Origin of the sequence: Arthrobacter sp. DNA4, assembly GCF_024362385.1 — a bacterium.
Lineage (GTDB): Bacteria > Actinomycetota > Actinomycetes > Actinomycetales > Micrococcaceae > Arthrobacter.
Map to the genome: position 1 here is coordinate 4,231,344 of NZ_CP101466.1, position 22,699 is coordinate 4,254,042.

The following is a 22,699-nucleotide window of genomic DNA, read 5'->3' on the forward strand; positions in this document are numbered from 1 at the left end:
AAAGCTGAGCCAGCGGCTGCACTAGTATCGCGATATGGCTACTAAGACAATGTGGAAGTCCGACGGTGATGTGTGGGTCTTCGAGGAGGGCGAGCTCGCGAAGGTAACGCTGCGAGGCGAGAACCGCCAGAAAACTGCTGATTTCCGAGTCCTCAGGGTGATCAACGGGGCGCTGGTAGAGACCGACCTGAAGGGTCTTTCGAGGTACGGCTGGAAGGGACCCTTCGTGAGTTGGTCGGGAACTTACGAGCTTGAGGTAGAGGTCGAGGTCGAGGAAAGCGAGAGCGACGGAGACACGGCCAGCTCCGGCGAAGGCGAGGAAACATCAGCAGACGGTCCGGCGGAGCCTCATTCAGGCGCCAAATAACGCCGCGAAAAGGCGGCCATTTATCGCCGAAAGTTACAATTTTCGGAGGCATGCCGAGGTTTGGGTCAGGAACGGTCGTTATTGACGGCATTACCGAACGCTCCGGCCGCCTGCAGGTTGAACCGCTTTCGCCACTCCCACGGGGCAATGCGCGGAGAGAGTTTTTCTGCGTATAACATTCAGTCACATGGCCTACAACGCACACGTCCTCAAAGTCCTTATTGCCTCTCCGACTGATACCGGAGAAGCCCGAGATGCGGTCGAAGAGGTGCTCCACAAGTGGAATAGTCGACGGTCTGAGCGGGAACGTGTCATGATTCTTCCCCGTAGATGGGAGAACGATTCGGTGCCCAAGACGGGCGGCGACGGCCAACAGATGATCAACGATCAGCTTGTTGATTCCTGCGATATTGTGATCGGAATCTTTAATTCGAAACTTGGCGGACCTACTCCGCGAGCAATATCAGGAACTGTCGAAGAAATAGAGGCTGTTGATAAAGCGGGTAAACCTGTGCATGTCTTCTTCAGCAATGAACTCGTCCCCCGCGGTGCAGAAGAAACTTCGATTGAGCTTAATAAATACCGTAAGCAATTCGAGAAAAAGGGACTTTATTTCGCCTACGACAACTTGCAAGACCTCACCAGGAAGGTCGATGAGGCGATTGAACACGATATAACGGCTCTGAACCTGTCCGTCGAGGCTGACAGCGCGCGACCGACACCCACTGGAGCCAAACCTCAGGCGAGTCACCAGGAGACTCGTTATGCCAAGAAGATTCGGGTCCAGAACCTGGGCGATACCGCCGCAGAATCATTTACTCTGAAATTAACAGGGCAAGGTGGTAAGGCACCTATGGTCACTAACCCTCACATACTCCCTACTATCACTCCACTCGGAGAGTTCGTTTGGGACTTGAACTGGTCTAGTGCACAGACCGGAAACGTTCTTGCAGAAATGGAATGGGAAGAAGACGGCCAGCCGAAAGAATTGAAGCAGTCAATAGCACTTCCCTTCAACTAGGTGACGGCACCGAGGCAAGACTGAACTGTTGCATCAGCATCAGTGTCCATGAAACCGAAAAGGGGCACACTGTGCCGGCCTTTTCATTTTTCCCTCTGCAAAGGAAATCTTTGGTTCAGCGGAGCTGAAGTGTTTGTGATGCTGCCGCGAGCTGGGTACCGCGTTGTTCATGGTCGCGCGGCTGGATGGTGGCACCCTGGAACATCGCGGTGACTGGCGGTCCGTCGCGGGCGAGTGGTTTCGCCCTGGCGGCGGACCGCCCGACCTACGGGAGGTTCCCGGTCCGCCGCTGGTGGTTTGTGCCTTGCCGGGCGGGTTGGTTACCGCCCGGCAAGGGTCTTCTACGCGGCTTCGGTGCTGGTTTCCTTGCCGCTGTCGATGATGATCTGCTCGGCCTCGGATGCGGTGTAGCTTCTCCGGACTACTGGCGCTCATCAATTGATACTCAAGGGGCGGGGCAACAGCCTAAATGTGCCTGATAGGTCACCCACAAGTTCGATGGGGTCAGGACAAGTCCGAGGAGGGTCGATTGCCGATGAGTACATGCCCCTTTTGAGGGCTACGTCGCTGAAGTCGTTGACGTAAGAGTCTCAGGATGCCCCTACCTCTGCGCCTAATTGCCTTGGCAACCAGGAGCAGTGAACCGGCGCCGAGCACAACGAAGAACAAACCCATCACGTACCAAGTGAGCGACGCAGGAACCTCGGCGAGCTGGAAGACGCTCGGAAACTGCAATAGGGCGAGCCCGAAGGCTAGACACGTGATGGAGTAGACAGTTCCCTCAATCCAGTTCCTGACTTTTCTGTTCTGGGCTGTAGACAACAGCAAGTACTGCCGAGTTGCTTCATTGCCGGAACGCAGCAAGTCATTTCGGAGATAGCGAGCGTGTGCGCTACCAGCGTCCCCTGGCCCGAGTTCCCCAACGGCCTTCGCTAGAGCGTAGGCCTCCGTTGCGATTGTGTGTGCCCGTCTTCGCCCACTCGACTCCCGAATCTTCAGGAACAAAGTCACTAGGGACACCGCGGGCGCGACGACGGCAGCAGCGATAGTCAGGGCATTCCTCCCAAGTTCGTTCCAGTCCATGATTTTTCCTGCCTTATCCACGTCAAAGCCACTAACTAATGTTGCGACGCGTTGTGTTTTGAAGTCGGGTTGGGACAAGCGTAGGACAGGGAGCGCCTAGGACCCGCTAAAGCTGGGGCAAAAGGGTCGCTACTGATCGAGAAGCTACCCAAGAGCGCGGTGGGCGTGGGGCCCGGCCGATACACTGCCTTCGGTGACCGCCCCTTCCCGGTGGGTCAATTTACTCAGTGCTATAGAAGGTGCAGATGCGCGACACTATTCAACAGTTCATGTGGGGTTTCCAGCCGCACTTCAGGTCTTCGCTCACTTTTCTCGCGAAGCACGCCCTTTCCTCAATAGGCGTAGAAGTGGCGCCCGAAGCTTACTTGGTTGGTTTCCGTGAAGCCGGAAACGGGCCCTGGCCGATTTGTGTCGAGCCAGAAACGGGACCGTACTCTCCCGACCTGCTGGGGGACGTGCTGCAGAATGCGGACCAACTGTACGAGGTGCATCCAGATCGCAACGTTCTGCACACACATCCTGACGTCCACGAGCGCTTCGTGCGCGGCCTTGTCGAATCATGCCGGATGAAAGCACTCAGCTCGGCCCTGGGCAATTCTGATACCGAATCTGAAAGAACGTTCTTTGTTGGGTACCCCGGGCACGTTGGTGACTACCGCGTCTATCCTGTCATCAGCGTCCTCAGAAGTCGCTGGGGCCTTTACCCACAACTGGACAAAGAGCAAAGCTTCTCCCGAATATCAACGCGACCTTCACTTCAGTCGGCTGTCCTGTGGGAGATTTTGGATCTGGCCACAAGTGCCTTGGGCCGGGCGCAGCCACCGCAAAGTCTCGGCCGTGCCGGGGATAATTCAGCTGATGTTGTACGGCATGCTGCGCACGATTTCGTAAATCGGCTGGTTACGGTGCACGGGGATTGGATGGGCGGTGGGTTTCCCGAGGCCATGGAGGCGGTTGCCGCGCAACCTTATGAAGGAAGGACGGGTATAGGCACCATCGTTCTCGCCAAGGAGGGACATCCCCAGGTCATCACCGACATCCGCTTTTCTAATCCAATAGTGCTTAGAGAGACCCGCTCTTTCCGCAAGGCACTTGAGATGACCGGAGTGAATCTTCATCTCCTCAGCGACGGCATCAAAGCGTATGGCCTCGGCCGCGTATCAGATGGATACAAAAAGGAGGCCGAGAACCTCTATTCCGTCAAAGTCGTTGGCCGTGGTTCATGGGAGCTTTCCCACGTTGACTCACACCTTCTCCGGCTTGACTATGGAATGGCGAAACTTCCTCAGGAGAGAATCTCGGAGGAGAAGTTTTTCGACACCGTCGAACGGGTTTTCCATGAAGACGGCGACGCTCGAGCATTGTGGGAGCTCACCCTTGCTGCCGCCGAGCAGCAACACGGAACCATGCTGGTCATCCATCGTGAGGCTGAGCTGGAAGCAAAGAGGCTAGCACCACAGGCTCTTGCCATAGAACCACGCCCCCTAGAATCAGAGGCCCTAGCTTCGCTAACCGCGATTGACGGCGCCATCCTTGTCGCTCCAAATGGACACTGTCACGCAGTTGGTGTCATCCTAGACGGCACTGCGGTGACCGGCACCGGCGATGCTGCGCGAGGCGCTCGTTACAATTTGGCCGTACGCTATCACCATGCAATGCCAGAGGGCTCATGCATCATCGTCATAGTCAGTGAGGATGGAATGATCAACCTCCTCCCTAGCCTGGCGCGCAGAGTTAAACTCTCGGCAGTCGAACACGCAGTTCGCAGTTTAGAAGAGGCTTCAGAGGGAGATGTCGAGTTCGAAAAGGCCAGTCGGCACGACAGGCATGTAGCCGCATTGGCCTTTTACTTATCCGGCGAACAATGCAATCGCGTCAATGCAGCCCGTGAACGAATTGAGGAAGCCCGTGAACGCTCGGGAAGTGCGATCACCAGAGTCGGATACGACCTCGTGAAGCCTAACCCCAAGATGAATGACTCATACTTCCTGCCTGAGGAATAGCGACGTGCTAGAAATCAGGCAGCACTTCCGGACGCGCCTGACGTCCTAAACGTCATCTCCTGCAGGGAAGATGAACAACAGAGAAGGACGACACAACCCCTGCAGAAGGAGGCGCGCTCTACATCTGTTCAGGAAGGGGAAGGCTCATCAACTGTGCCTTTTGTTCATCTGATTCCTTCTCAGTAACCAGGTCAATCAGATAGATATAAGCGGCACGGGCCACCCGAAGCGATTCGTGGCAGGCATCAATCAACTCCATAAAGTCGACTGTGCTATGCGTATCCTCGGTGACGCCCGTAGCCTCCCCATGAGTCAAGTGAACCAAACGATGAGTGCCGGCATTCCGAAGCAATTGCGCAGCCGGGTATAGTCCTTCCGGACAAATGTCGAAAGAAAGCTCAGCCAGCGCGATCGCTGCACCATAACCATCCACGGGAAGCGGGAGCTTCTTCCTAATGGCACCAGAGCCGTTGTCGAACCAATAGTTGCGGAAGGTGATGTCCCCAGGACGCAGACCCGTTTGAAAGTACTCATTCGCTGCGACCGCTATTTTGTCCAAAAGGTCGAGGCTAGCTCGCTGAGCAAGTATCAGCATCGCCGGGGGCTCTCCATACAAGGAGTGATCAAGGGTATCCGCATACCAACCGGTGTCCTCTCGATGTTGCTGATACAGCGAATCCAACAGCATCATTTCCCCGTTGAAAGCAAGTCGGCGCACTGTAAGGAACTCTGCTTTGAGCACGTTCATGGAGGAAAAGATGGGTGGAGGATCCGGCTCCCCGAGACGGACGGTGACGCCGTCAAGGCCAGCACTGTCCCACCTAGGCTCGTCTGAGCCCAGTCCTTCAACAGCCAAAGTCAGCGCCAGCCTGTGCTGTTTGATCCACCTTTGGTAGTCGTTTAGTTTGTCGCCTTCGTGGCTGATATGCCCAGGGCTGTCGGTGAGCTCTAGAGTGTCCCACCGCTGCGCCGTGTCCTCTCCAGCAATTGCCGCTGTGTGCCTCCGCAACTCCTTCGCCTTCTTTAGGTAGAAGTCATAGACCGCGGCGTAATGGCCTAAGAGTCCGTGCCCACGATTGATGCGACGACGCAGAAGCTCTGCCGCGTTTCCCGCCGCATTGCCGTTGTTTGGATCCGCCTCCAAAGCGTCCGTATAGCACTGATATGCCTCAACCCAACGCCCGGATTCGTCCAGGGAGTTACCCAGGTTACATAAGGCTGTCGAACGGGCCGTCCCGTTCAGATCCGAGCTGTTCGCAGCACGGACATTTAAAACGCGCGTGCGACGGACAATTTCGCGCTCCTTCAATCGGAAAGGAGTTCGTTTCCCTGCCTTAGTTTCAGGTTTTGCGCGGTGCTCGGTCCAAGCCAGATAGTGAATCGATGTCAGTGCATTTGCGAGGTTGTAGGCTGCCGAAGCTTTGGATCCTTCATCCACGTTCTCCCCGTCAAGTACGTCCTGGGCCCATGCGATTCCACGATTTATTTCATCCACGTCGGATGCATCACTTGCGACATCTATCTGCAGCGACGACAGGTGCAGGAGCATCCTCATGCATCTTCTGGCATCCGCGCTTCCGGAAAGAATCAGTTCCTCTAGGCCGGTGTGGATGGCGTCGAGTTTCTGCATTGCCACCCTTGGCTGCCACATCCATCTTGAGCACTCGCTGATATCGCGTGCCAATTGCTCGAATTTCTGGCGCCCTTCGCGACTCTCCATGCCGACTCCCCCTGTTGAACCTGATGACCCAACGACGTGGTTGGGCCAGATGACTAAACAGTATCGGCGCCTACCGTCAGTTTTAGCTGTATTGACCGTTCGCGGACCTCGCACCTCACAATGAGGGGACAACCGGCATTCCAAGCGATACTTGTCTGACCATCTGGCTTATTTTTTCCTGCGCTGCTTCGAGGCTGATCTCTATACCTTCGAGTTCGCCCAGCCAGCCGCGATCTTCGGCTTCTATCTTCCGTATCCGAAGGGCTTCTATAAGTTCTTCGAGCCGGGCTCGTTGTGTTGGATCGGGGCGCAGCATGGGGCATCTGATGCAGGCAATGTTCGTGTATGCAAGGTGTCCCATAGGCCCGTCCGCAACTGCCGAGTTCAACCTTTCGCTTTTTGAAGTGCTCGTAAAACTCGCTGATTTCGGCGTCTGTAGGTTCGATGTAATCATCGGCAGGCCGCATCGCCCTGCGCCTGTCGAGGAAACTGCGGAAGTGCCCGAGCCCAGAAATCCTGCAGATACCGCTCCACACTGGGAACTCGCGCTTCGTCAGCGTCTAACACTTCCCAGTACGGCGAAACTGGCAAGGCTTTAACGCTGCCAACGGACCGAAGGCCAACAACAATGCCGTGATTCTGAATACCCATACTGCAGCCTCCATTGGCTCAGTCGTCCGAGCTATCAACCCTCAGGGTCTGACAGGTCCTTACTTCACGTGATTCATGCTGCTGCAGAGCAGTGACATCTCCTTGGCCCGGGAGGCAGCCGTCGTTCCCGTCAGTGATCGTTTGCCTACGCGAGGGAGGTGACGCTGCGTTAGTCCGGTCAACATATCCCCACGTGACCAGCCGGTTGAGGTAGTCACGGTGGCTTTGGTGCGGTGACCGCCATGTGTCCTTGGCGATGGTCTTTTCGTACCCTGCGCAGATCAAGGCGATCATGGAGAACTCGGGCCGGGCGGTAGTGTTGGCGACGTGGTCGCGGAGGGGGTTCCAGCCCCAGCGTCCTGCCTTGTCTTCAGTTTTGGCTCCGATCATGTCGGCGGCGACTTCGCCCTGGTAGCCGCTGGCGGTTTCGGGGTGGTGGGTGATGGCGTGGACCGTGAAGTAGTGCCAGCCCTTGGGTGCCTGCTTCCGAGCCAGCAGGTTCTTCACGAACTCCCGGCGCACGACACCAGCTTCTCTGCACTTTGCAACCGGCATGGATTCGGCTCAGGCGCAGCGACATATCACTTTCTGCAGCCATCAAACGGGTCTTGAGAACGGGGCTTTCTGGTCGTGTGACTGCTTGCCTCGAGCCGGGTCGGTCAAGGGCAGTCGCACGCGAAATTGTCCTGTGGAGCCTGACCATACCCCTGACTCTTTGTTGTCGGGGGCATGGTCAGGCCTTGTGGTTCCGGCGGTTAGGAGTTTCTTACCGCAGCTGCAAATTCTGCGGTTGTCCCGGTGAATTTCACCCCACCAGGAGCGAATGGGGTGACCTTGCCGTTGGCAACCTCAAATCTTCCCGACGGTCCTCCAATCACGTAAAAGAGGCCGGGTTCGGGTTGCTTCAGGAACAAGACGGCTTGTTCTGAAACCTTGAACAGCGGGTCATCATCGGTTTGGTGAAGGACGCCATCCACGAGTCCGCCAGTCTGGCGTACGGTCAGTTTCGCTCCAACAGCCACAATATTTCCCGGGTCGTGGACCACCTGTTCAACGGTAAATTCGAAATCAGTAACCGGAATGGTCTTGATGCTTGACTGTCCGATGACGCGCGTAAAGCTGCCCCGGACCGCGACCGCACTATGCGCCTTGAGATCGCCCAGGTTGTTGTAGGCCTCAGCCCAGCTGGCGTCCATTCCGACCGTTTGGGCAGATGTAGTCGCACTTGTGTTTCCCGGTGTGCTCGAACAGCCGACCAGGCCTGAGACAGCAGCGATAGCGACCATTGCTGATGCCGTCCCGGTCACCAGCATCCTCATGGAGTGAGTCTTCATAATTTTCATCATCCTCTTGGGTCGATCGTGTTAGTACAGGGCAACGGAGCCGTTGTTGTCATCCGCGGTGGGCATGTAAATCCCGCAGGAATTACGCGTGGGTGTGTTGGGAGTCATCAAAACGCAGCCATTAGTGTGAGCAAGTCCGATTGCATGCCCCAACTCGTGCGCGGCGACTCCCTGAATGGTGGCTGCCGAATACCCCGACGTGTAGTAATAGTTCAAATAGGCATTGGCATAGCTGAAACAGTTCCCGGTTGAACACCCGTGCCAGGCGTAATAGGTAATACCGTCCCAGCCGACGGTAGAGCTGTAAGCGTCGTCGACAGTCAGCGCACCACTACCCGCGTTCAGATAGAGGTTGTCCGGGCTGGCATTCCACGCCCAGCGCCCGTTGTCCCAGCCGGTGATATTAATGCCGTACATGTTCGGCTGATACTGCACGCTGATGTAGGCGCAGCACCCGCTGGTGGGCGTGTTCTCCCATCGGACCCCTTCAAGTGAGTAGGCCTGAGCCGGACTCATCCCAGTACTGATACCAGAAATATCGCCAATCCGGCTGCCATCCCTCTTAGGCCCAAAATACGCTTGTTTCTGATTGCCACGTGCATAATTCCTTCCTCAAATGAAGACGGGTGCAGTGGGTGCCTCACTTCTGGCAGGCAGGCAAATATGGCCCAACAAATGGAATTTAGGTGGAATTGAATCCAACAAGTTCCGCAATCAGCAGACATCAATAAGTTCTGGATACCCCATAAGTTCGAGGTCGATGAGTGCATGGACCAGCTTCGTCTCGAAGGCTGGATCTCGGCGTAGTAGCTCTGGCCATCCCCCTGAAGCAGAGGATTCTTGCGAATTACACGCGTTTATCCGGCATCGTTGCCTGAAATGTTCTCCCCCAATTTCCCCCCGGATACCTCTGTATGAGATATGGGGTGAGAATATTCCACTGGATGCCGCGGCACAATAGCTTTAAAAATATTCAGTCGAATCTTTACATGACTGCAGTTCGTGAGTGAACGCCTCGATCCCTGACACCTCTAGCCTGGAGAGCATCCAGAGGTTCACTGGGCTCGCCGGCGGTTGCCCGAACCAGCTTGCCGAGTGTTGAACCCGTATATGGGTCTGTGCCGAGTATCGGAGATTTTTGGGCCAGCTCCGCCCCCTGGCGCGGCGAATTAGCTACTTCTCAGATCGGATTGTTGGGATACCTAGCATCGTCTGCCCGAACCCACCGAGTCTTTGAGCGTCGGCGCGTTTCTGTTTGAGGAACTGCATGGTTAGCTCGATGCCTTCTATCTCCCCCAGCCAGCCTTTCGCGTGGGCCAGCTCGCGGCGCGCTATGAGATCGATGTGGATCTCGTCGAGCCGGGAGACCATGTCAGGCTTCACGTGGAGCATGGGGCATCGGATGCAGGCGTGCTCGTGTTCGCACGGGGTGGCGTAGGGTCGTGCGCAGTCCCCGAGCTCCACTTTGCGTTTGTCGAAGTGTTCTTCGAACTCAGCCCATTCGGTCCTGCTTGGAGCCTTGTATTCCCGTGCTGGACGGGCGGCGCGCCGCTCGGCGAGGTGTTTTTGGTAGTGCCTAACGACGTCTTCCCGGAAGACCGTGACGTAACCGTGGGTTGTTTGAATATCGAGGTGTCCCAGAAGTGCGGCGCCGATGTGGATGGGTAGGCCGTTATTGACCAGGTCAGAGGCCAGAAGACGGCGGAAATCGTGCGGTGTGAACCGGCAACCGCCCAGCTCGGGATGGTCGAGGGCGACGGCGTCGCTGAGTTTGGCCAGTTCATCTCGGAGCGTTCCCGCGTTGATTACCTCGGTGCGTTGTCCGATCGTGCGTTGGAAGAGGAACGGCAGCGGCTCGCTGGTGACTCTTTCCGATGGGTTGAAGCGGGTCGCCAGTGGCACGTTCTCCCTGTTCCTGGTCAGGCGCCGGATGATGGTGGCGATAACGTGGAAAAGGTCGGGGCTCATGGGGATGACTCGTTCCCGATCATTTTTTGAGGGAGCGACGACCAGGAGTGCGACGATTTCGCCGTTCGGCCGGATGTATTGACGGATGCTCAGCTGCGATAGTTCCAGCAGTTCGTCGCACCGGAGGCCGGTATGCCTCAAGGTCTCAACAGCCGCCCACTGCCAAAACACGCCATCCTCGGTGAACGTCACATTGATCTTGCGGTTGGTGGACAGGTCGAGCACGCGGACGTTCGATACTCCATGGAAGCGGCGGTGCCTGGCGTCGCCCTCGGTGTAGAGGCGTTGATACTGTTTGCCGCCGACGGTAATGATCTCGTCTTTGCGGGTTTCGCCGGCGACTTTCAGAAGTTCCTGGAAGTGATCTTTGCGTTCTGTGGCGGCGGCGATGAATGCCGGGAGTACTGGCTGGAGGAGGCGGATCCTAGCGTCCATGCGTTCTTTTGCGCGGCGGGCGGCTTTGCCCAGCGTCCGGGTCTCTCTGCCAGCGATCGGGCACGGCGCTACCCATCGGGCCCAGCGTTCTGGTTCTTCGGCCGCCCAGCCCTGCAGGTCGAGATAGAAGGCCCTGATATTCGTCATGACGGCTTCGAGCTGAAGGCGTGGCTTTCCATCGCGGCGGACAGCGACAACCGCCCGCCAGCTTTCGTAGTTCTCTTGTGAGATGACGAAGGTCGCTTGGCCGGGGTTGATCTTTTGGAGGCCTGTCCAAAACTTCCCGCAAATGTCTTCTGAAAGGTCCCGTAAGGTGGCGTAGTCGATGTCGTGGCTGCGCCGGGTCAGGTAGGCAACGAAGACGTCGCGGATGTCCGGATTAGTGACGCTGTGCTTGTCGACCAACTCAGCCGGCGTCTGGGCCGGGGATCGCATCGCCGCGCGGAGAGTTGGCGGGACCTGGGCGGGAAAGTGCCCGGATTCGGACATCACCCGCCAGGCAAGGTAACCGACGTGAGTTTCATACCCGCCGCCCCAGCCGCCCTCGCGCGTGGCGATGGCGTAGTGCAGCAATGCTTCCGCGCTCAGGTCAGCGAACCGGATTCCCTGGGTCGTCAGTGCTGATGCCACATCCATCCGGGCGCAGCGTTTGAAGTGATCAGATGTGTCCTGCTGTTCAACCAGGGCAAGGAAGCGGTCCAGATCGGAATCGTTTTGTGCTTGCTCAAAATGCTCGTGGTAGCGGACGAACGAGTTGATTTTGAAGGCTTCCAGCGAAGGGCGAATGACACGCAGGCAGCACAGCAGCATCAGAGAATGCCCCAGCTCGCCGTCCAGACGGAAGTTTCCCGTGGTCAGCTCGCGTATTTTGCGGTGACCATCATTGAACCCCGACGAGATCCATTTCTCCTGCCAGGTCCGTCCGGAGTGCCTCACGAGATAGGACAGCAGCCATTTCAGCCCGTGGTGGCGCAGTGATTCACGTGGCTGCTTGCGCGGCCATATCGTGTCCGTCAAGGCGATGATGCTCTCGGGGCTTGCCGTGTCCAAGTCACCGCGAGGCCATGGCGGAATTTCCGGTCTCGGCGCAGGAGCTGCGATGATGACGGTTTGGTTCCGGGTTCTGCCGGGAACAGCTGCGTTTACCGGCCGCTGTTGTGGCCGCTTGAGGGCCTTAGGCACCGAACACCACTGAGAAATCGTCGGGGTCGTAGCCCGGGGTCAGCGTTGATTGAGGCCGTGGAGAGGCCATGTGCTCTTGTACTTTTTGGAAGACCTCATCGACCCGAGGGCGTAAATAGGGAGCCATCGAGGAGACTTGTCGGTGCTTACTCACGGCCATGATTTCAGGCAAGGTCAGATTCGGGTCAGAGACCATGCGGTTGATAGTCGTGTGCCTGAAGTCATGCAGTGACCAATCTGTACCCAGCACGCCATTCACCCGTTGCAGCATCCGGCGGGCAGCGTGATATGTCAACGGCCGCGGTTTGCCATGGAGCGCCCGCCAGATCAATTCATCTGGCCTCGGAACTCCGTGCTCATGGAAGTACAAGGTCAGATACTGCAGGGATTCCGGTGAGACAGGCACCGGTTCCAGGACACGGGATCCTTTAGATACGACCCATACGCGTTGCCCGGCCCAGTCGATCTGATCACCGTGGACGCCGAGCAGCTCACTCGCCCGGGCGCCGGAGGACACATACATACTCACCAGGGCACGATCACGGTTAGTCCGCAGAGCCTCCATCAAATCTTCGAAAAGGTCATCCGGGATGGAACGGGGCAGCCATTCGGACTTCTTCTGCCGCAAAGGAGCCCGATTCGCCCGTGGCGCTGTTTCCGTCCGGCCGTGATGAACCATGCGTCTCCGCCCGGCAGCCTCAGGGACCGGGTTTATCAGGGGTCCACGACCGAATCGTGCGTGGTAGGAGTAAAGGACGAAAGCACCGTAAGGGCGTGATTGATCGTTGCCGGAGCATAGCCCCCGGGCAAGGGACGCTTACCTGTGCGCGAATTCCTCCCCCGGCTACCGGTCCCCCGCCGCTGAGGATTCACAGCGGACCGCATCCACCCCACAAGGACCTCGACCTCCGCACGAGTCGCCTGCTCCCATCCAGCGCCGAGCAGACCAAGAACACGCCACCACCTGAGCAAGTCATTACCGTAAGAGCGCACGGTCAAAGGGCTCATATCGCTCAGAACGAGATCACGGAGGAACACTGAGAAGTCCTCGATCTCTTGCCCCTTGTCGTCGATGACGACGTAGGGCAAGAGGCCCTCCGTTCTTGGGACCACTACGCCTATCGCCATAAGGCCAATCTGTCCCTCGAGTAGTTTGAGCCGCACTTCGTCCACGAGAACCACCTCTCCGGAGAACCCTGATCCAGACTCTACGATGAAGTTCAGTTAACAGGACGGATTCCATCGCCTTGTTGTTGGCGATCAGGGTCTTCCGCTCGGCTTTCTGTTCCTCGGTCATGGGGCCGGACTGTGCCTGTCGGCCGCCGTCGTAGCGTTCGTGGCGCGGGGTGAAGCCGAGTTCTTTCCACCCGTTGATGACTGGTCTGGCGGAGTGGTGGCCTTACCAATTGCGCTGGATGACGTAGGCGTTGGCCTCGTCCTCGGTCGCAGGTTCACCGTTGGCCCGGTTCGCGGCCGAGACGTACAGGGCGTCTTCATCGGCGTAGCGGCCCGCGTCCTCCACGATGGTCTTGCCCTAGCCTTCGAGTTCGGCGATCAGCGCGGCATGTCGGGTTCGTCGGCGAGGACTGATTCAAGTTCCTCGGTCGCGTCGGGGTCGTCTTCAATTATCTGGACAACCGGGAAATTCCAAGGATCTGATTATGACAAGGCATTCGTGTCCGCTCACTCCCGGTGCGCGTCATCGGCGCAGATCACTGGTTGAAAGGCAGGGTCATCCAGCACGAGCCGATCCTTCAGGGTCTGGTCCTGGATTTCCGGGACAGCTCAGAGGGCTGAAAATGGAACTCTTGAGATGAAAATAAATTAGTTTTTACGAAACGCCCCGCAGGCCATTATTCAGTGCTATTTTTCAATCAGCCTTTCATGGGGGGAGGCGGTCAACGAAGATCGTTGAGGGGGACGAATCGTGACAAAAACTAGACATATTAGTGCGGACCTCCACAGACCTACATTTACGAGCAGGTTGTTGAGTTCACCAAGGCCGATAACGGGTGGGTCATTGACAATATCAAACCTAAGTCACCTAACGGGACCCCGCCATCAACGGTTGTGAGCGCAGAACAACTCGCATACGCCAAGAATCCTCCTGGTTCACAAGCTGCTCTGAAGATCGGCACAGGCCGAGTGGCAACCCCAGCGAAGGCTGTCGCGCCAAATGATCATGTTCCGGAGACCAAGCCAGCCGTTGGCCCCAAGACAGGCGCCACAACACCTTCTTTGATGGCGGGTTACGACTACACCGCGATGGTCAACTATGCCCGATCTTGGGCTCTGGGCCGGAATGGGGCTTACAGGCAATTCGGCAACGACTGCCAGAACTTCGTTTCCCAGTCGCTAAAGGCAGGGGGCTGGCAGGACCAGGGGGGCTGGTACCAATATGACAGTAGCTGGTGGTACGACTGGGCAAACCAGACCTACTCGTGGACAGGGGCACAGAACTTTCATAATTTCGCTGTCGGACAAGGCCGCGTGACATACCTCAGCTATCTAAACGACCTTGGTCCCGCCGACGTGCTGCAAGTGCACTGGCCCGAAGGAACCCCCGACGTTGACCATTCCATGTTCGTTACTTACTCACCATGGAGCGCTGGCACACGCGATATTCGGGTGAGCTACCCTACCAACGACGTGCTCGACAGAAGCGTGTGGGATCTCTATGCATCGTTCCCATACGCAACCTGGTATGGCCTCCGGACTTAGAGAATTGGTGCAAACATGCGAACGTCAAGATCGATCGCCCTCTCAGCCGCCGTAGCAGTACTCGTTACGCTCAGCGGCTGCGACAAGACTTTCGACCCGGACATGGGACAGCGGAATTCAACTGCCGAGAAAGTTATCGACGCAGCGAAGGAAGGCGACCGGCAAAAGCTACTCGATCTCGCTCTGCTAGAAATGCAGGGGCGAGAAGCAGGAGCTGATGCTCTCATTGCCGACGCCAAGAAGCTCGATCCAGCAACTTCAAAAGTTGAGTACCAAGAGCATCACGGCGCACCTGACAACTACATCGTCACAGCTACGGATAGCCAGGGACATGAAGTTTCATTTGAACTCGACTGGAGCGAAGCCAGGTGGCAGGTGGCACTAGGAACAGCTGGGCCTGCTAAGTCCCCAGCCGCTTCAACCTCACCGTAGGCCAGCTCGTCACCAAAGCCCGTAGCCGACGTTGGCCCCGCTATCCAAGGCCGCAGCACGCTTTCACCCACAGACAATGCGCGCAGGCTGCCAAGCCCTGCGCGCATTGTCGTGGTCACTCCATTTCGCCTCCACCAACTGTGAATGGCACTCTCGATACCACTCGACGTCAGGCCAAATCCTGGAGTAGAGCTCGAATCCTTTCCTGGGCGGCCCTATGGCGTTCGACTTCTCGAGGCCAGCCGCGGACCTCAGCATCCGCAATGAGTTCTTCCTGTCGTTCAAGCCGCGCCCGTAGCCTTGGTGCGTATTCGGTGGTGGTGAGAAATTTTGGGCAGGTGAGCATCAATTCGCATTCGCATGGCCCTTCTGCTGGCAGTCGCAGGCAGTGGCCGAGCTCGAGTTCGGTTTTGAGGAAGTTAGTTTGAAGCCAATGAATGGATTCGTCGTCAAGCTTTCCAGTTATCAGAGCTTCCGCCGCTGGGCCAGCAATCCGGTTACCTGACGCCAATGCTTCCTCATACTGGCGACGCACTACGGGGTCGGAGATCCGGCTGTAGATCATCGACATCGAGGCGCTCTTGTGGCCCAGGATCGTCATGATGGTTTGAATCCGCGCTCCTCCCTCGGCGAGCTGCGTGCCGAGGGTGTGGCGAAGCCTGTGTGCGCTAACGGTCCTGGTTCCCTTGGAATCGACGAGGCCGGCAGCTGTGCACGCCTTCTCGAAGGCGTCATCGAAGAGGGTCGCCGATGACAGGAGTTTGCCCTTGCGGACGAAGATGTAGTTCTCCAGCCGGCCCGTGGTGGCATCACGCCGCGCCACTGCCTTCATCGCCTTGGCCTGATTGATTGCCTCCTGCAGCGAAAGGGCCGCGTCAGGGTGCAGCGGGATGAGGCGTTCAGAGTGACCTTTCCCGACCGGAATCCGCAGTCTCGGGTGGCCGCTGGCATAGGCGTCAAGGCAGTCCCACGTAAGCCGCCGGATTTCGTCCCGTCGTGCACCGGACCACCTCAGCAGCAGCAACGCTGTCCGCTGCAACGGGTCGGTAAGTCCTTCTATCGCGGCCATCAAGGAGTCGAGCTCGTGCCGGGGCAGGTAACGGGGAACCGTCTCCAGTCGGCGAGGCGCGTCCCGGGTAGTGAGCAGCGGTCCACCTGGAACATCGTCCCAGCCCCACATGCTCGTATCGCGACAGAACGCCCCGATGGCATTGATCTCATGCTTGCGGGTGGTCACCTGCAGCGGTTGCCCTGTGGTCTGACTCGTGTAGGTGGGTAACCAGCGGAGGTATTCCTCAACCAAGGTCCGATCCAGCTGGGCCAGGGATATGACTTCTGGGTGTTCCCGTCCGAGCCAGTTCACGAAACGCCGCAAGCCCTCCCTGGCGATCCGGACCGTCTGAGGGCGGTCCAACTGGGCCTCAAGACGGGTGGAAAGATAGCGCTCAACGACTGCCCGTATCCGGGGTGGGCAGGGTTCCGGGAGCAAGTTTTCCTCCCACCCCTTTCTGCGTCTCGTGCCAGAAGTCGGCGGGCTGGTGACCTGCCCGATGTTGAACAGCAGGACGTGCAGACAGTGGACTTTCGCCAAATGGGCTTTGGTGAAGCGTTCCCCGGCGTTCTCACCCGTCATTTGCCAAGGGGACTTCTGATAGAGAGCTGCCCGGAGCTGGGCGAAATCCTCCCGCTGACCAAAGGCCCGTATCTGCTCTGCCATAGCAAATAAGTCCCCGGCAGTGATTGCCGTGATGTCGGGGTCACCACGATGAAGCAGGAGACGACCGATTGCCCAGGTGAGGTTCGAACGCGCAGATTCTGGGATGTATCCCAACTCATCCAGCTTCGTTACGTGGGACTCAAAGAGATCCAAGTCCACTCCGAGCCCCTTTCCGCCCGCTTGAACGCTGAAAAGTCGGGCGTACTTACGGACAAAAAGGAACTCATACCCCAGCCCAACGCCGCGCACGAGGGCCAGATAGACCAAATACCCACTGGCATCGAATGTAGCCGTGCGCCCATTTGCGCGAAGGGGTCCACCGGTAAAGCCGGCACGAACAAGAAGAGGCGCCTGGAACCATTCCTCCAGATCAGGCCACGCCTGAACAAATCGACGATAGGACGCCATCCGCTCGTAGCGGGCGGCGTAGTGCGGGATAAACGCCTTGACCCACGCACTGTACTCCGCCTCCGTAGCATGGCGGCGTGCAGTAGGAGCGGTTATCCGTGCCGTTACGCTTGCAGTGTTCATTGGAGGGCACCCAAGGCGGCGCGATACTCATCGCGGACCTGAGAATCCGACACCCTGGTGTAAATCCTGGTCGACTCCGGCGAAGCGTGGCCCAGACGTTGTTGGAGTGCCAACTCCCGCATGCCCGCTTCCCACATCAGGGTCGCGTGTGTATGACGCAAGGCATGCGGGGTCTTCTCAGGTGCCCGCAATCCGAGCATGCTCAGCCGGCGAGCGAACATCCGCACCAACGCGTCGTACGAAAGCGGCTCACACGATCGGGCACCGCGGCCGCCGACCAGGAAGAGAAAGGGGCTCTTTGACTGGGACGGGCGTTCGCGCATGACATACCGGTTCACGGCGTCCAGGGTTCGGGGTTCCAAGACATCAACGACGCGTTCCTGGCGGGATTTCCCCCTCGCGCCACGTGGATGGTCATCGCGTTTGCGGATGGTGACGCGCCGACGTCCGTACGAGACGTCCTCAAGGTGCAGGCTTAACACCTCCCCTGGGCGCAGTCCCCCGTCAAGCATCAGCAGGACCATGGCCAGATCCCGCAGGCAGGTCATGCTGTTCAGCAGGGCCTCGACTTCCCGTATTGCCAAGGGGCGGGGCAGTCTAAGCGGCAGCTTGACCCTGATCTGTCGCCTCATCGGCTGCTGCCTGCTTGCACCGCCAGTGAAGGGACGGTGCCGCTCTCTCACCATGGCCCATGCCCGGTCAGGTTGCCGTCGCATGGGATTTTCGGCGTCGAACATCTCGGCGACAATGGCCCACTCGTAAAAACTTGATACGGCAGCCAGCACACGGGCAACAGTGGCCGGAGCCAGTAGCCGGCCCTCGGGGCCAGTCATGGCAAGACCAAGCCGCTGAGCTGGCCTCCGGCTTGGACGCCGCCTAAGCCAGCCCAGGAACTGCAAAGCTACAGCGGGACGGAAATCTTCCCAGTCCGTGTCGGTTTCCTCGAGGAATTCAAACAGGTTCTTTAGGTCGAAACCGTATGCAGCGGCAGTGTTCGGGCTGCCTCCGGAGTCCAGGATGTGTTGCAGGAACCTGCAGACAGGGACCACCGCTGCCCCGTCAGGATCCAGAAGCATCACGGCGGAAACCGTCCCGGATGACTTGGTCGTTACAACCCGCATCTGCGTCACCTTTCCAGTGCAACACCCCTCAGCCCACTCGACTGAGAGGCGCGCAGTGTCCACATAAGAAAGAATTCGGCCAGAATCAGGGCTTCTTCGATGGTGCAACTCCTGCCCAGGGCGGCGTCCCCGGCGGTGGTGGACTTGGCCTTCAGGGCGTCCTCGACGGTGATCTTAGTCCGCCCGGTTTTCTTGGCGATCTGCGCCGCTGACACGCCGATCAGGGAGAGCTGGTGGTAGGCCTCGGCTTCGTCTGCCTCGGTCAACGCGGAGCGTTGGATGTTCTCGACCACCCGCGCGAGCATGCATTCTACTTCCTAGGGGCTTCGGTTCTCTTGTCGCGGATGCTTCTCCACCTCGCTCTAGCAGCCGCCTTCACCGACGCATCGCGATCTTCGTTTACTTGATCTTCCCGTTCAGGTTGCCCCGCCTTTGCACTGCAAGAAACAGCTTCCTGTGCGGGCTTGTCGATCACCCTGGATGCCTACGACGCCGCGCTGCCATTTCTTGGAGCCCAGCCCAAGGCCGGCCCCAGCTTCCCTGCTATATCGGTCAAGATCTGAACGTACTCCTCGTGGTCGAAGCTGAAGGGCAGCGCGAACGCCACCTCATCCACCTCCTGGAAACCGGCGTGACCATACAGCTGCTCAGCGATCTCCTCGCTGGTTCCGATCAGATCCGGAGCGAACATCATGCCCCGCGGCCCCTGCGGAGCGGCAGTCCGCGGAGTGCGTTCCTCGACATACCGCTGGTACTTCTCCCGCTGTGCAGGAGAAGCAGAGTCAGTCGGGATCACCACCAGCCCCTGCGACACCCGGGCCCCGGAATGTCCGGCCGCAGCAGCCGCTTCGCGGAACGCCCGGATCTGCGACTGCTGGACCAGGGCGAAGTCCGGTTCCTGGCCCTTGTCCGGAAAGATCACGCTGCTGGAGAGCAGGTTGAAGCCGTTCGAACCGGCCCACACCGCTGACTTCGTGCTGCCAGCCCCGTACCAAAGCCGGTCCCGCAGCCCTGGCGAATGCGGCTCCACCCGGTTGGAAAACTCCTCCACCACGCCTTGCTTGCCGGAGAACTCCCGCACCGGCTCCCCCGCCACCAGCCGCGCAAACCGCTCCACCCGGGCGTAGCTGAAGTCCTCCACATCAGCAGTATCCGGGTACAGCTCCTGCTTCACCGTGTCGTACTGCATCGGCTCCCCCACACTCACGCCAGGATTGATCCGTCCGCCAGCGAGCAGGTCCACGGTGGCCAGGTCCTCGGCCAGTCGCAGCGGGTTCTCCCAGCCCAGCGGCGTCACGGCAGTTCCCAGCTAGATCCGGGAGGTCCGCTGGCTGGCAGCAGCCATCACCGCCACAGGGGAAGAGATCCCGAACTGCAGGTGCCGGTGGCGCAGCCAGGCACTGTCGTACCCCAGCCGCTCCCCCAGCTCAATGATCTGCAGCGTGGACTCATGCCCAGCAGCTGGATCAAGAGGATCAAACAGCCCAATGGTGAGGAAGCCAAGTTTGCGCAAAGGACGGTCGGGCTGCGGCATGGCTTCCTCCAGGATCCGGGGACGTGGCTGGTGTTCAGACTAGGCGCTTAGACACAGCATGAACCAACATGTCCCGCGGCCCGGCGCCGCATGCAAAGACGACCTTGACGGCGCCGTCCACCAAGACGTTAGGCTCACCACGAGCCAGCGACGGCGCAGGCACGGGAGGAACATATGTCACTGCAGGAAATCGAGTTCACGTCCGCCAATGGCCGCGACACCATCCAAGCCTGGGTTTACGAACCCATCGGGCAGCCCAAGGCCATCGTGCAGCTGATCCACGGGCTCGGCGAGCACTCCCGCCGCTACCTCCACCTCATCTCCATCCTGGTGGACGCCGGCTTCATCGTGGTGGCGGGCGACCACTCCGGCCACGGGCGCACGGCCATGCAGCAGGGCACCTGGGGCGACGCCGGCGAGGACGCCGCCAGCGTGGTGGTCGCGGACGAGGTCACCCTCCAGGCCAAGGCCAGGGAGGCACTTCCCCAGCTTCCCTATGTGGTGTTCGGCCACAGCTGGGGCTCCATGATCGCCCGCGGCATGGCCGTGGACCCGCGGACCCAGCTCTCCGGCCTGATCCTCTGCGGCATCGCCGCCCAAATGCGCGGCATCGAGAAAATGATCGACCGGCCCGAACTGGCGCGGCTTGCCTCCGGCGAGCGCGGCGCGGAACCCGCGCCCGAGGAGCTGGTGGCCCAGTTGTTCGACGGCTTCCTGGGCCGCTTCGGTGAAGGCGCGGGCCCCACCGCCTGGGTGGCACTGGACGCCGACGTCGTCACCGACCACGGCCGGGACCCCTTCAACAACTTCGGCGCACCGCTCAGCGCCCGCTTCCTTCAGGGCTTCGTGGACCTCTACGACCAGGTCACCTCCGACGACTGGTACAAACAGCTCCCCGCCGAACTCCCCGTCCTGATCCTCGCCGGCGACCAGGACCCGGTGACCAACTACGGCGAAGGCGCCTACCACGTGGCCAACCGCCTGGCGGATTCGGGCCACGCGGACGTCCGCACCCGCGTCTTCCCCGGCGTCCGGCATGAGGTGCACAACGAACCCACCACCCGCGCTGAGACGGAGCGCGAGACGGTCGAGTTCATCCAGCGCGTCACCCAGCGGCAGGACTCCCCCACACAGTCAGCTGCACTTTGAATCAAGCCGCTCGACTCACGGAGGAGCCCTTAGTACGGTTCCGGTCCAGGATCAGCGCGAGGGCGATCCCGAACATCCAGACGTCCTTCGCCAGCACGGTGCCTTGCTGGCTGGGCCGGATCCCGTCCTCCAGGGTCATCTCCGGAATTCTTCGGTACATGGTCAGAAGCGATCCGGAGAAGAGGCCAAGGCCCAGCCCCGCCAGCCGGCTCGGCACGAACGGCGACAGGAGTGCCGCGCCCAGGGTCATCTCGGCGTAGCTGAGCAGCTTTCCAAACTTTTCCGGTTCCATCCGGGCCACCTGCGGGTACACCTTGGCTCCCATGCCCTGCATACGGGCTGCGCTGTCCTTGTCCAGGTTCCGCTTGCTGTAACCGGCGTTCAATATGAAGGCTCCGGTCGCCAGGCGGAGGGGAATATGGCTCAGTTTCATCATTAGTCCCTTCACAACGTGCGGGGGTGATGCGTGAGAGCATAGTTCGCCCGGCTATGTACCGCCAGAGCCTTTATTCCGGGCGCTTTCTCCCGACGGAAGCACCACGGAAGGTTCGACGGCGGCACGCACCTCGCCGCCGTCGTCGTCCGTGTTGATCGTTTCGCGCTAGATGGTCACGTTGAGCCCGGCCGTGTAGCCGGCAGCGGCGGAACCGGTCATCGTCGCCAGCTGGTAGATGCCGCCGTCGTTCCCGAACACGTTGTCCGACTTGAGCGTGGTGCGGGTCATGTTCGTGACGCTGCGCTCGTACCCGGGGGTGGCGTACACGTCGTCGCAGGCCGCCTGCGGCAGCGCGATCTGGGAGACGGCCAATACCTGCCCGGCAGCGGTGGCATTGTTCATGGACTCGAACACTTCGAAGTGGATGTGCGGCCAGCGCCCGGAGTAGGCGGCCGGGAAGATCGACGTGAACGTGACCTGCCCGTTGGCATCGGCTTCCTGCACGCCGCGCAGGTAGTTCTCGTTCTTCAGGCTCGAGTCGTACATCGAGTATTTTCCGTCCCGGTCGCAGTGCCAGGCGTATACCGCGGCACCGGCCATTGGGGTGCAGCCGTTGGCGTTGTCCAGGAGGGTCAGGGTGAAGGTCAGCGGAACGCCCTTGGCCTTCGCGGAGGCAGTGCCGAAGCTCGACGTGATGTCCCGGCGCACCACCCCGGATGCTTCCAGGACGTTCGGCCCGTTGGAGCCGTCCCCCGGATAGGGGCCCGCGGTTTCCTGCGGGATTTCCACGCCGCATTCAGCGATGGCCCGGGTCAGCGTCGGGGTGGCGGTGCCGGCGTCCGTGGCCGTGGCCGACGCGGAGGACGTGGCGGCCGTCGCCGTGGTTGTGGCCGTCGCGGTGGAGCCCGTGGTTGCGGCGGGTGTGCAGGCGGCGAGCGCGGCCACCGCACCGCCCGCGCCGAGGAACAGTCCGAGGGACCTGCGGCTCACCAGGGTGTTCAGGTCGAACTCCAGCCCCCGGTCGTGGTCGGGGTGCGGCTGGTCAAGGTCGGACTGGCGGGGTGTGCGTGAAGTGGTCATGATGCAAGGAAACCGCACGGGGCTATGCCCTGGGCCGGTTGCTGCTGTGCCGTTGCTGTGCGTCCGGACGGGTGCTTCCCCACGGGAAACCAGCCCGCGCAGAACGTACGACGGCGGCACCCGCCCCGCCGCCGTCGTCGTCCGTTCCAGCGAAGCCGGCCGGGCGCATAAGGCGACGGAAAAGCGAGGCGGGGCAGGCCCATTG

The 22,699-nt window shown here is 59.5% G+C and carries 17 protein-coding genes and 3 pseudogenes; 6 read left to right on the forward strand and 14 right to left on the reverse strand.

Features of this window, described 5'->3' with window-relative positions; genetic code table 11:
* Positions 1 to 34: 34 nt before the first annotated feature.
* The 3 genes from NMQ03_RS19585 to NMQ03_RS19595 all read left to right on the forward strand — a co-directional run bounded on the left by NMQ03_RS19585 (position 35) and on the right by NMQ03_RS19595 (position 4,474).
* Positions 35 to 367 (forward strand): hypothetical protein, encoded by a 333-nt coding sequence (locus NMQ03_RS19585; protein ID WP_255173596.1) that lies wholly within the window; start codon positions 35 to 37, stop codon positions 365 to 367.
* A 187-nt stretch (positions 368 to 554) separates the two neighbouring features.
* Complete coding sequence (locus NMQ03_RS19590) at positions 555 to 1,388, forward strand: DUF4062 domain-containing protein (RefSeq protein ID WP_255173597.1); 834 nt, start codon at positions 555 to 557, stop codon at positions 1,386 to 1,388.
* Between the two features lie 1,328 nt (positions 1,389 to 2,716).
* Positions 2,717 to 4,474: a diadenylate cyclase gene (locus NMQ03_RS19595; protein WP_255173598.1), complete on the forward strand. Its 1,758-nt coding sequence runs from the start codon at positions 2,717 to 2,719 to the stop codon at positions 4,472 to 4,474.
* 118 nt (positions 4,475 to 4,592) lie between these two features.
* On the opposite strand, the gene NMQ03_RS19600 is transcribed toward NMQ03_RS19595, so the two are convergent.
* From NMQ03_RS19600 to NMQ03_RS21250, 8 genes and pseudogenes are all read right to left on the reverse strand, one after another.
* Entirely contained in the window at positions 4,593 to 6,194 is a 1,602-nt protein-coding gene (locus tag NMQ03_RS19600; RefSeq protein ID WP_255173599.1) for an LA2681 family HEPN domain-containing protein, read from the reverse strand.
* 115 nt (positions 6,195 to 6,309) lie between these two features.
* On the reverse strand, positions 6,310 to 6,510 hold the full coding sequence (locus NMQ03_RS19605; protein ID WP_255173600.1) for a hypothetical protein: 201 nt from the start codon (positions 6,508 to 6,510) through the stop codon (positions 6,310 to 6,312).
* Between the two features lie 518 nt (positions 6,511 to 7,028).
* Positions 7,029 to 7,367 (reverse strand): annotated as a pseudogene (locus tag NMQ03_RS19610) (chromosome partitioning protein ParB); the annotation flags it as partial.
* Positions 7,368 to 7,600: 233 nt separating this feature from the next.
* A complete protein-coding gene (locus NMQ03_RS19615) occupies positions 7,601 to 8,164 on the reverse strand; it encodes a hypothetical protein (protein WP_255173601.1) in 564 nt (187 codons plus the stop codon).
* A gap of 45 nt (positions 8,165 to 8,209) precedes the next feature.
* Positions 8,210 to 8,605 (reverse strand): matrixin family metalloprotease, encoded by a 396-nt coding sequence (locus NMQ03_RS19620; RefSeq protein ID WP_255173602.1) that lies wholly within the window; start codon positions 8,603 to 8,605, stop codon positions 8,210 to 8,212.
* Between the two features lie 756 nt (positions 8,606 to 9,361).
* Positions 9,362 to 11,641: a site-specific integrase gene (locus NMQ03_RS19625; protein WP_255173603.1), complete on the reverse strand. Its 2,280-nt coding sequence runs from the start codon at positions 11,639 to 11,641 to the stop codon at positions 9,362 to 9,364.
* Between the two features lie 124 nt (positions 11,642 to 11,765).
* The gene (locus NMQ03_RS19630; protein ID WP_255173604.1) at positions 11,766 to 12,452 is read right to left on the reverse strand and encodes a site-specific integrase; all 687 of its coding nucleotides are present in this window, start codon (positions 12,450 to 12,452) and stop codon (positions 11,766 to 11,768) included.
* A gap of 720 nt (positions 12,453 to 13,172) precedes the next feature.
* Positions 13,173 to 13,295: a hypothetical protein gene (locus NMQ03_RS21250; protein WP_324643415.1), complete on the reverse strand. Its 123-nt coding sequence runs from the start codon at positions 13,293 to 13,295 to the stop codon at positions 13,173 to 13,175.
* 548 nt (positions 13,296 to 13,843) lie between these two features.
* On the opposite strand from NMQ03_RS21250, the gene NMQ03_RS19640 reads away from it, so the two are divergent.
* Together NMQ03_RS19640 and NMQ03_RS19645 are read left to right on the forward strand one after the other, a co-directional pair.
* Entirely contained in the window at positions 13,844 to 14,494 is a 651-nt protein-coding gene (locus NMQ03_RS19640) for an amidase domain-containing protein (protein WP_255173605.1), read from the forward strand.
* 102 nt (positions 14,495 to 14,596) lie between these two features.
* Complete coding sequence (locus NMQ03_RS19645; protein WP_255173606.1) at positions 14,597 to 14,926, forward strand: hypothetical protein; 330 nt, start codon at positions 14,597 to 14,599, stop codon at positions 14,924 to 14,926.
* Positions 14,927 to 15,095: 169 nt separating this feature from the next.
* Here the strand turns inward: NMQ03_RS19645 and NMQ03_RS19650 are convergent, their stop codons facing one another.
* From NMQ03_RS19650 to NMQ03_RS19665, 4 genes and pseudogenes are all read right to left on the reverse strand, one after another.
* Positions 15,096 to 17,174, reverse strand: a complete 2,079-nt coding sequence (locus NMQ03_RS19650) for a tyrosine-type recombinase/integrase (RefSeq protein WP_255173607.1) — start codon at positions 17,172 to 17,174, stop codon at positions 15,096 to 15,098.
* A complete protein-coding gene (locus NMQ03_RS19655; RefSeq protein WP_255175675.1) occupies positions 17,171 to 18,295 on the reverse strand; it encodes a tyrosine-type recombinase/integrase in 1,125 nt (374 codons plus the stop codon). The genes NMQ03_RS19650 and NMQ03_RS19655 overlap by 4 nt, the downstream gene beginning before the upstream one ends.
* Positions 18,296 to 18,366: 71 nt before the next feature.
* Positions 18,367 to 18,621, reverse strand: a pseudogene (locus tag NMQ03_RS19660) (chromosome partitioning protein ParB); the annotation flags it as partial.
* A 158-nt stretch (positions 18,622 to 18,779) separates the two neighbouring features.
* Positions 18,780 to 19,829, reverse strand: a pseudogene (locus NMQ03_RS19665) (LLM class flavin-dependent oxidoreductase).
* A 174-nt stretch (positions 19,830 to 20,003) separates the two neighbouring features.
* On the opposite strand from NMQ03_RS19665, the gene NMQ03_RS19670 reads away from it, so the two are divergent.
* Positions 20,004 to 20,978, forward strand: a complete 975-nt coding sequence (locus tag NMQ03_RS19670) for an alpha/beta fold hydrolase (protein ID WP_255173608.1) — start codon at positions 20,004 to 20,006, stop codon at positions 20,976 to 20,978.
* A 1-nt stretch (position 20,979) separates the two neighbouring features.
* On the opposite strand, the gene NMQ03_RS19675 is transcribed toward NMQ03_RS19670, so the two are convergent.
* Together NMQ03_RS19675 and NMQ03_RS19680 are read right to left on the reverse strand one after the other, a co-directional pair.
* Entirely contained in the window at positions 20,980 to 21,414 is a 435-nt protein-coding gene (locus NMQ03_RS19675) for a hypothetical protein (RefSeq protein WP_369693192.1), read from the reverse strand.
* Between the two features lie 165 nt (positions 21,415 to 21,579).
* Positions 21,580 to 22,494, reverse strand: coding sequence for an intradiol ring-cleavage dioxygenase (locus NMQ03_RS19680; RefSeq protein WP_255173609.1), 915 nt, complete (start codon positions 22,492 to 22,494; stop codon positions 21,580 to 21,582).
* Positions 22,495 to 22,699: the final 205 nt, after the last annotated feature.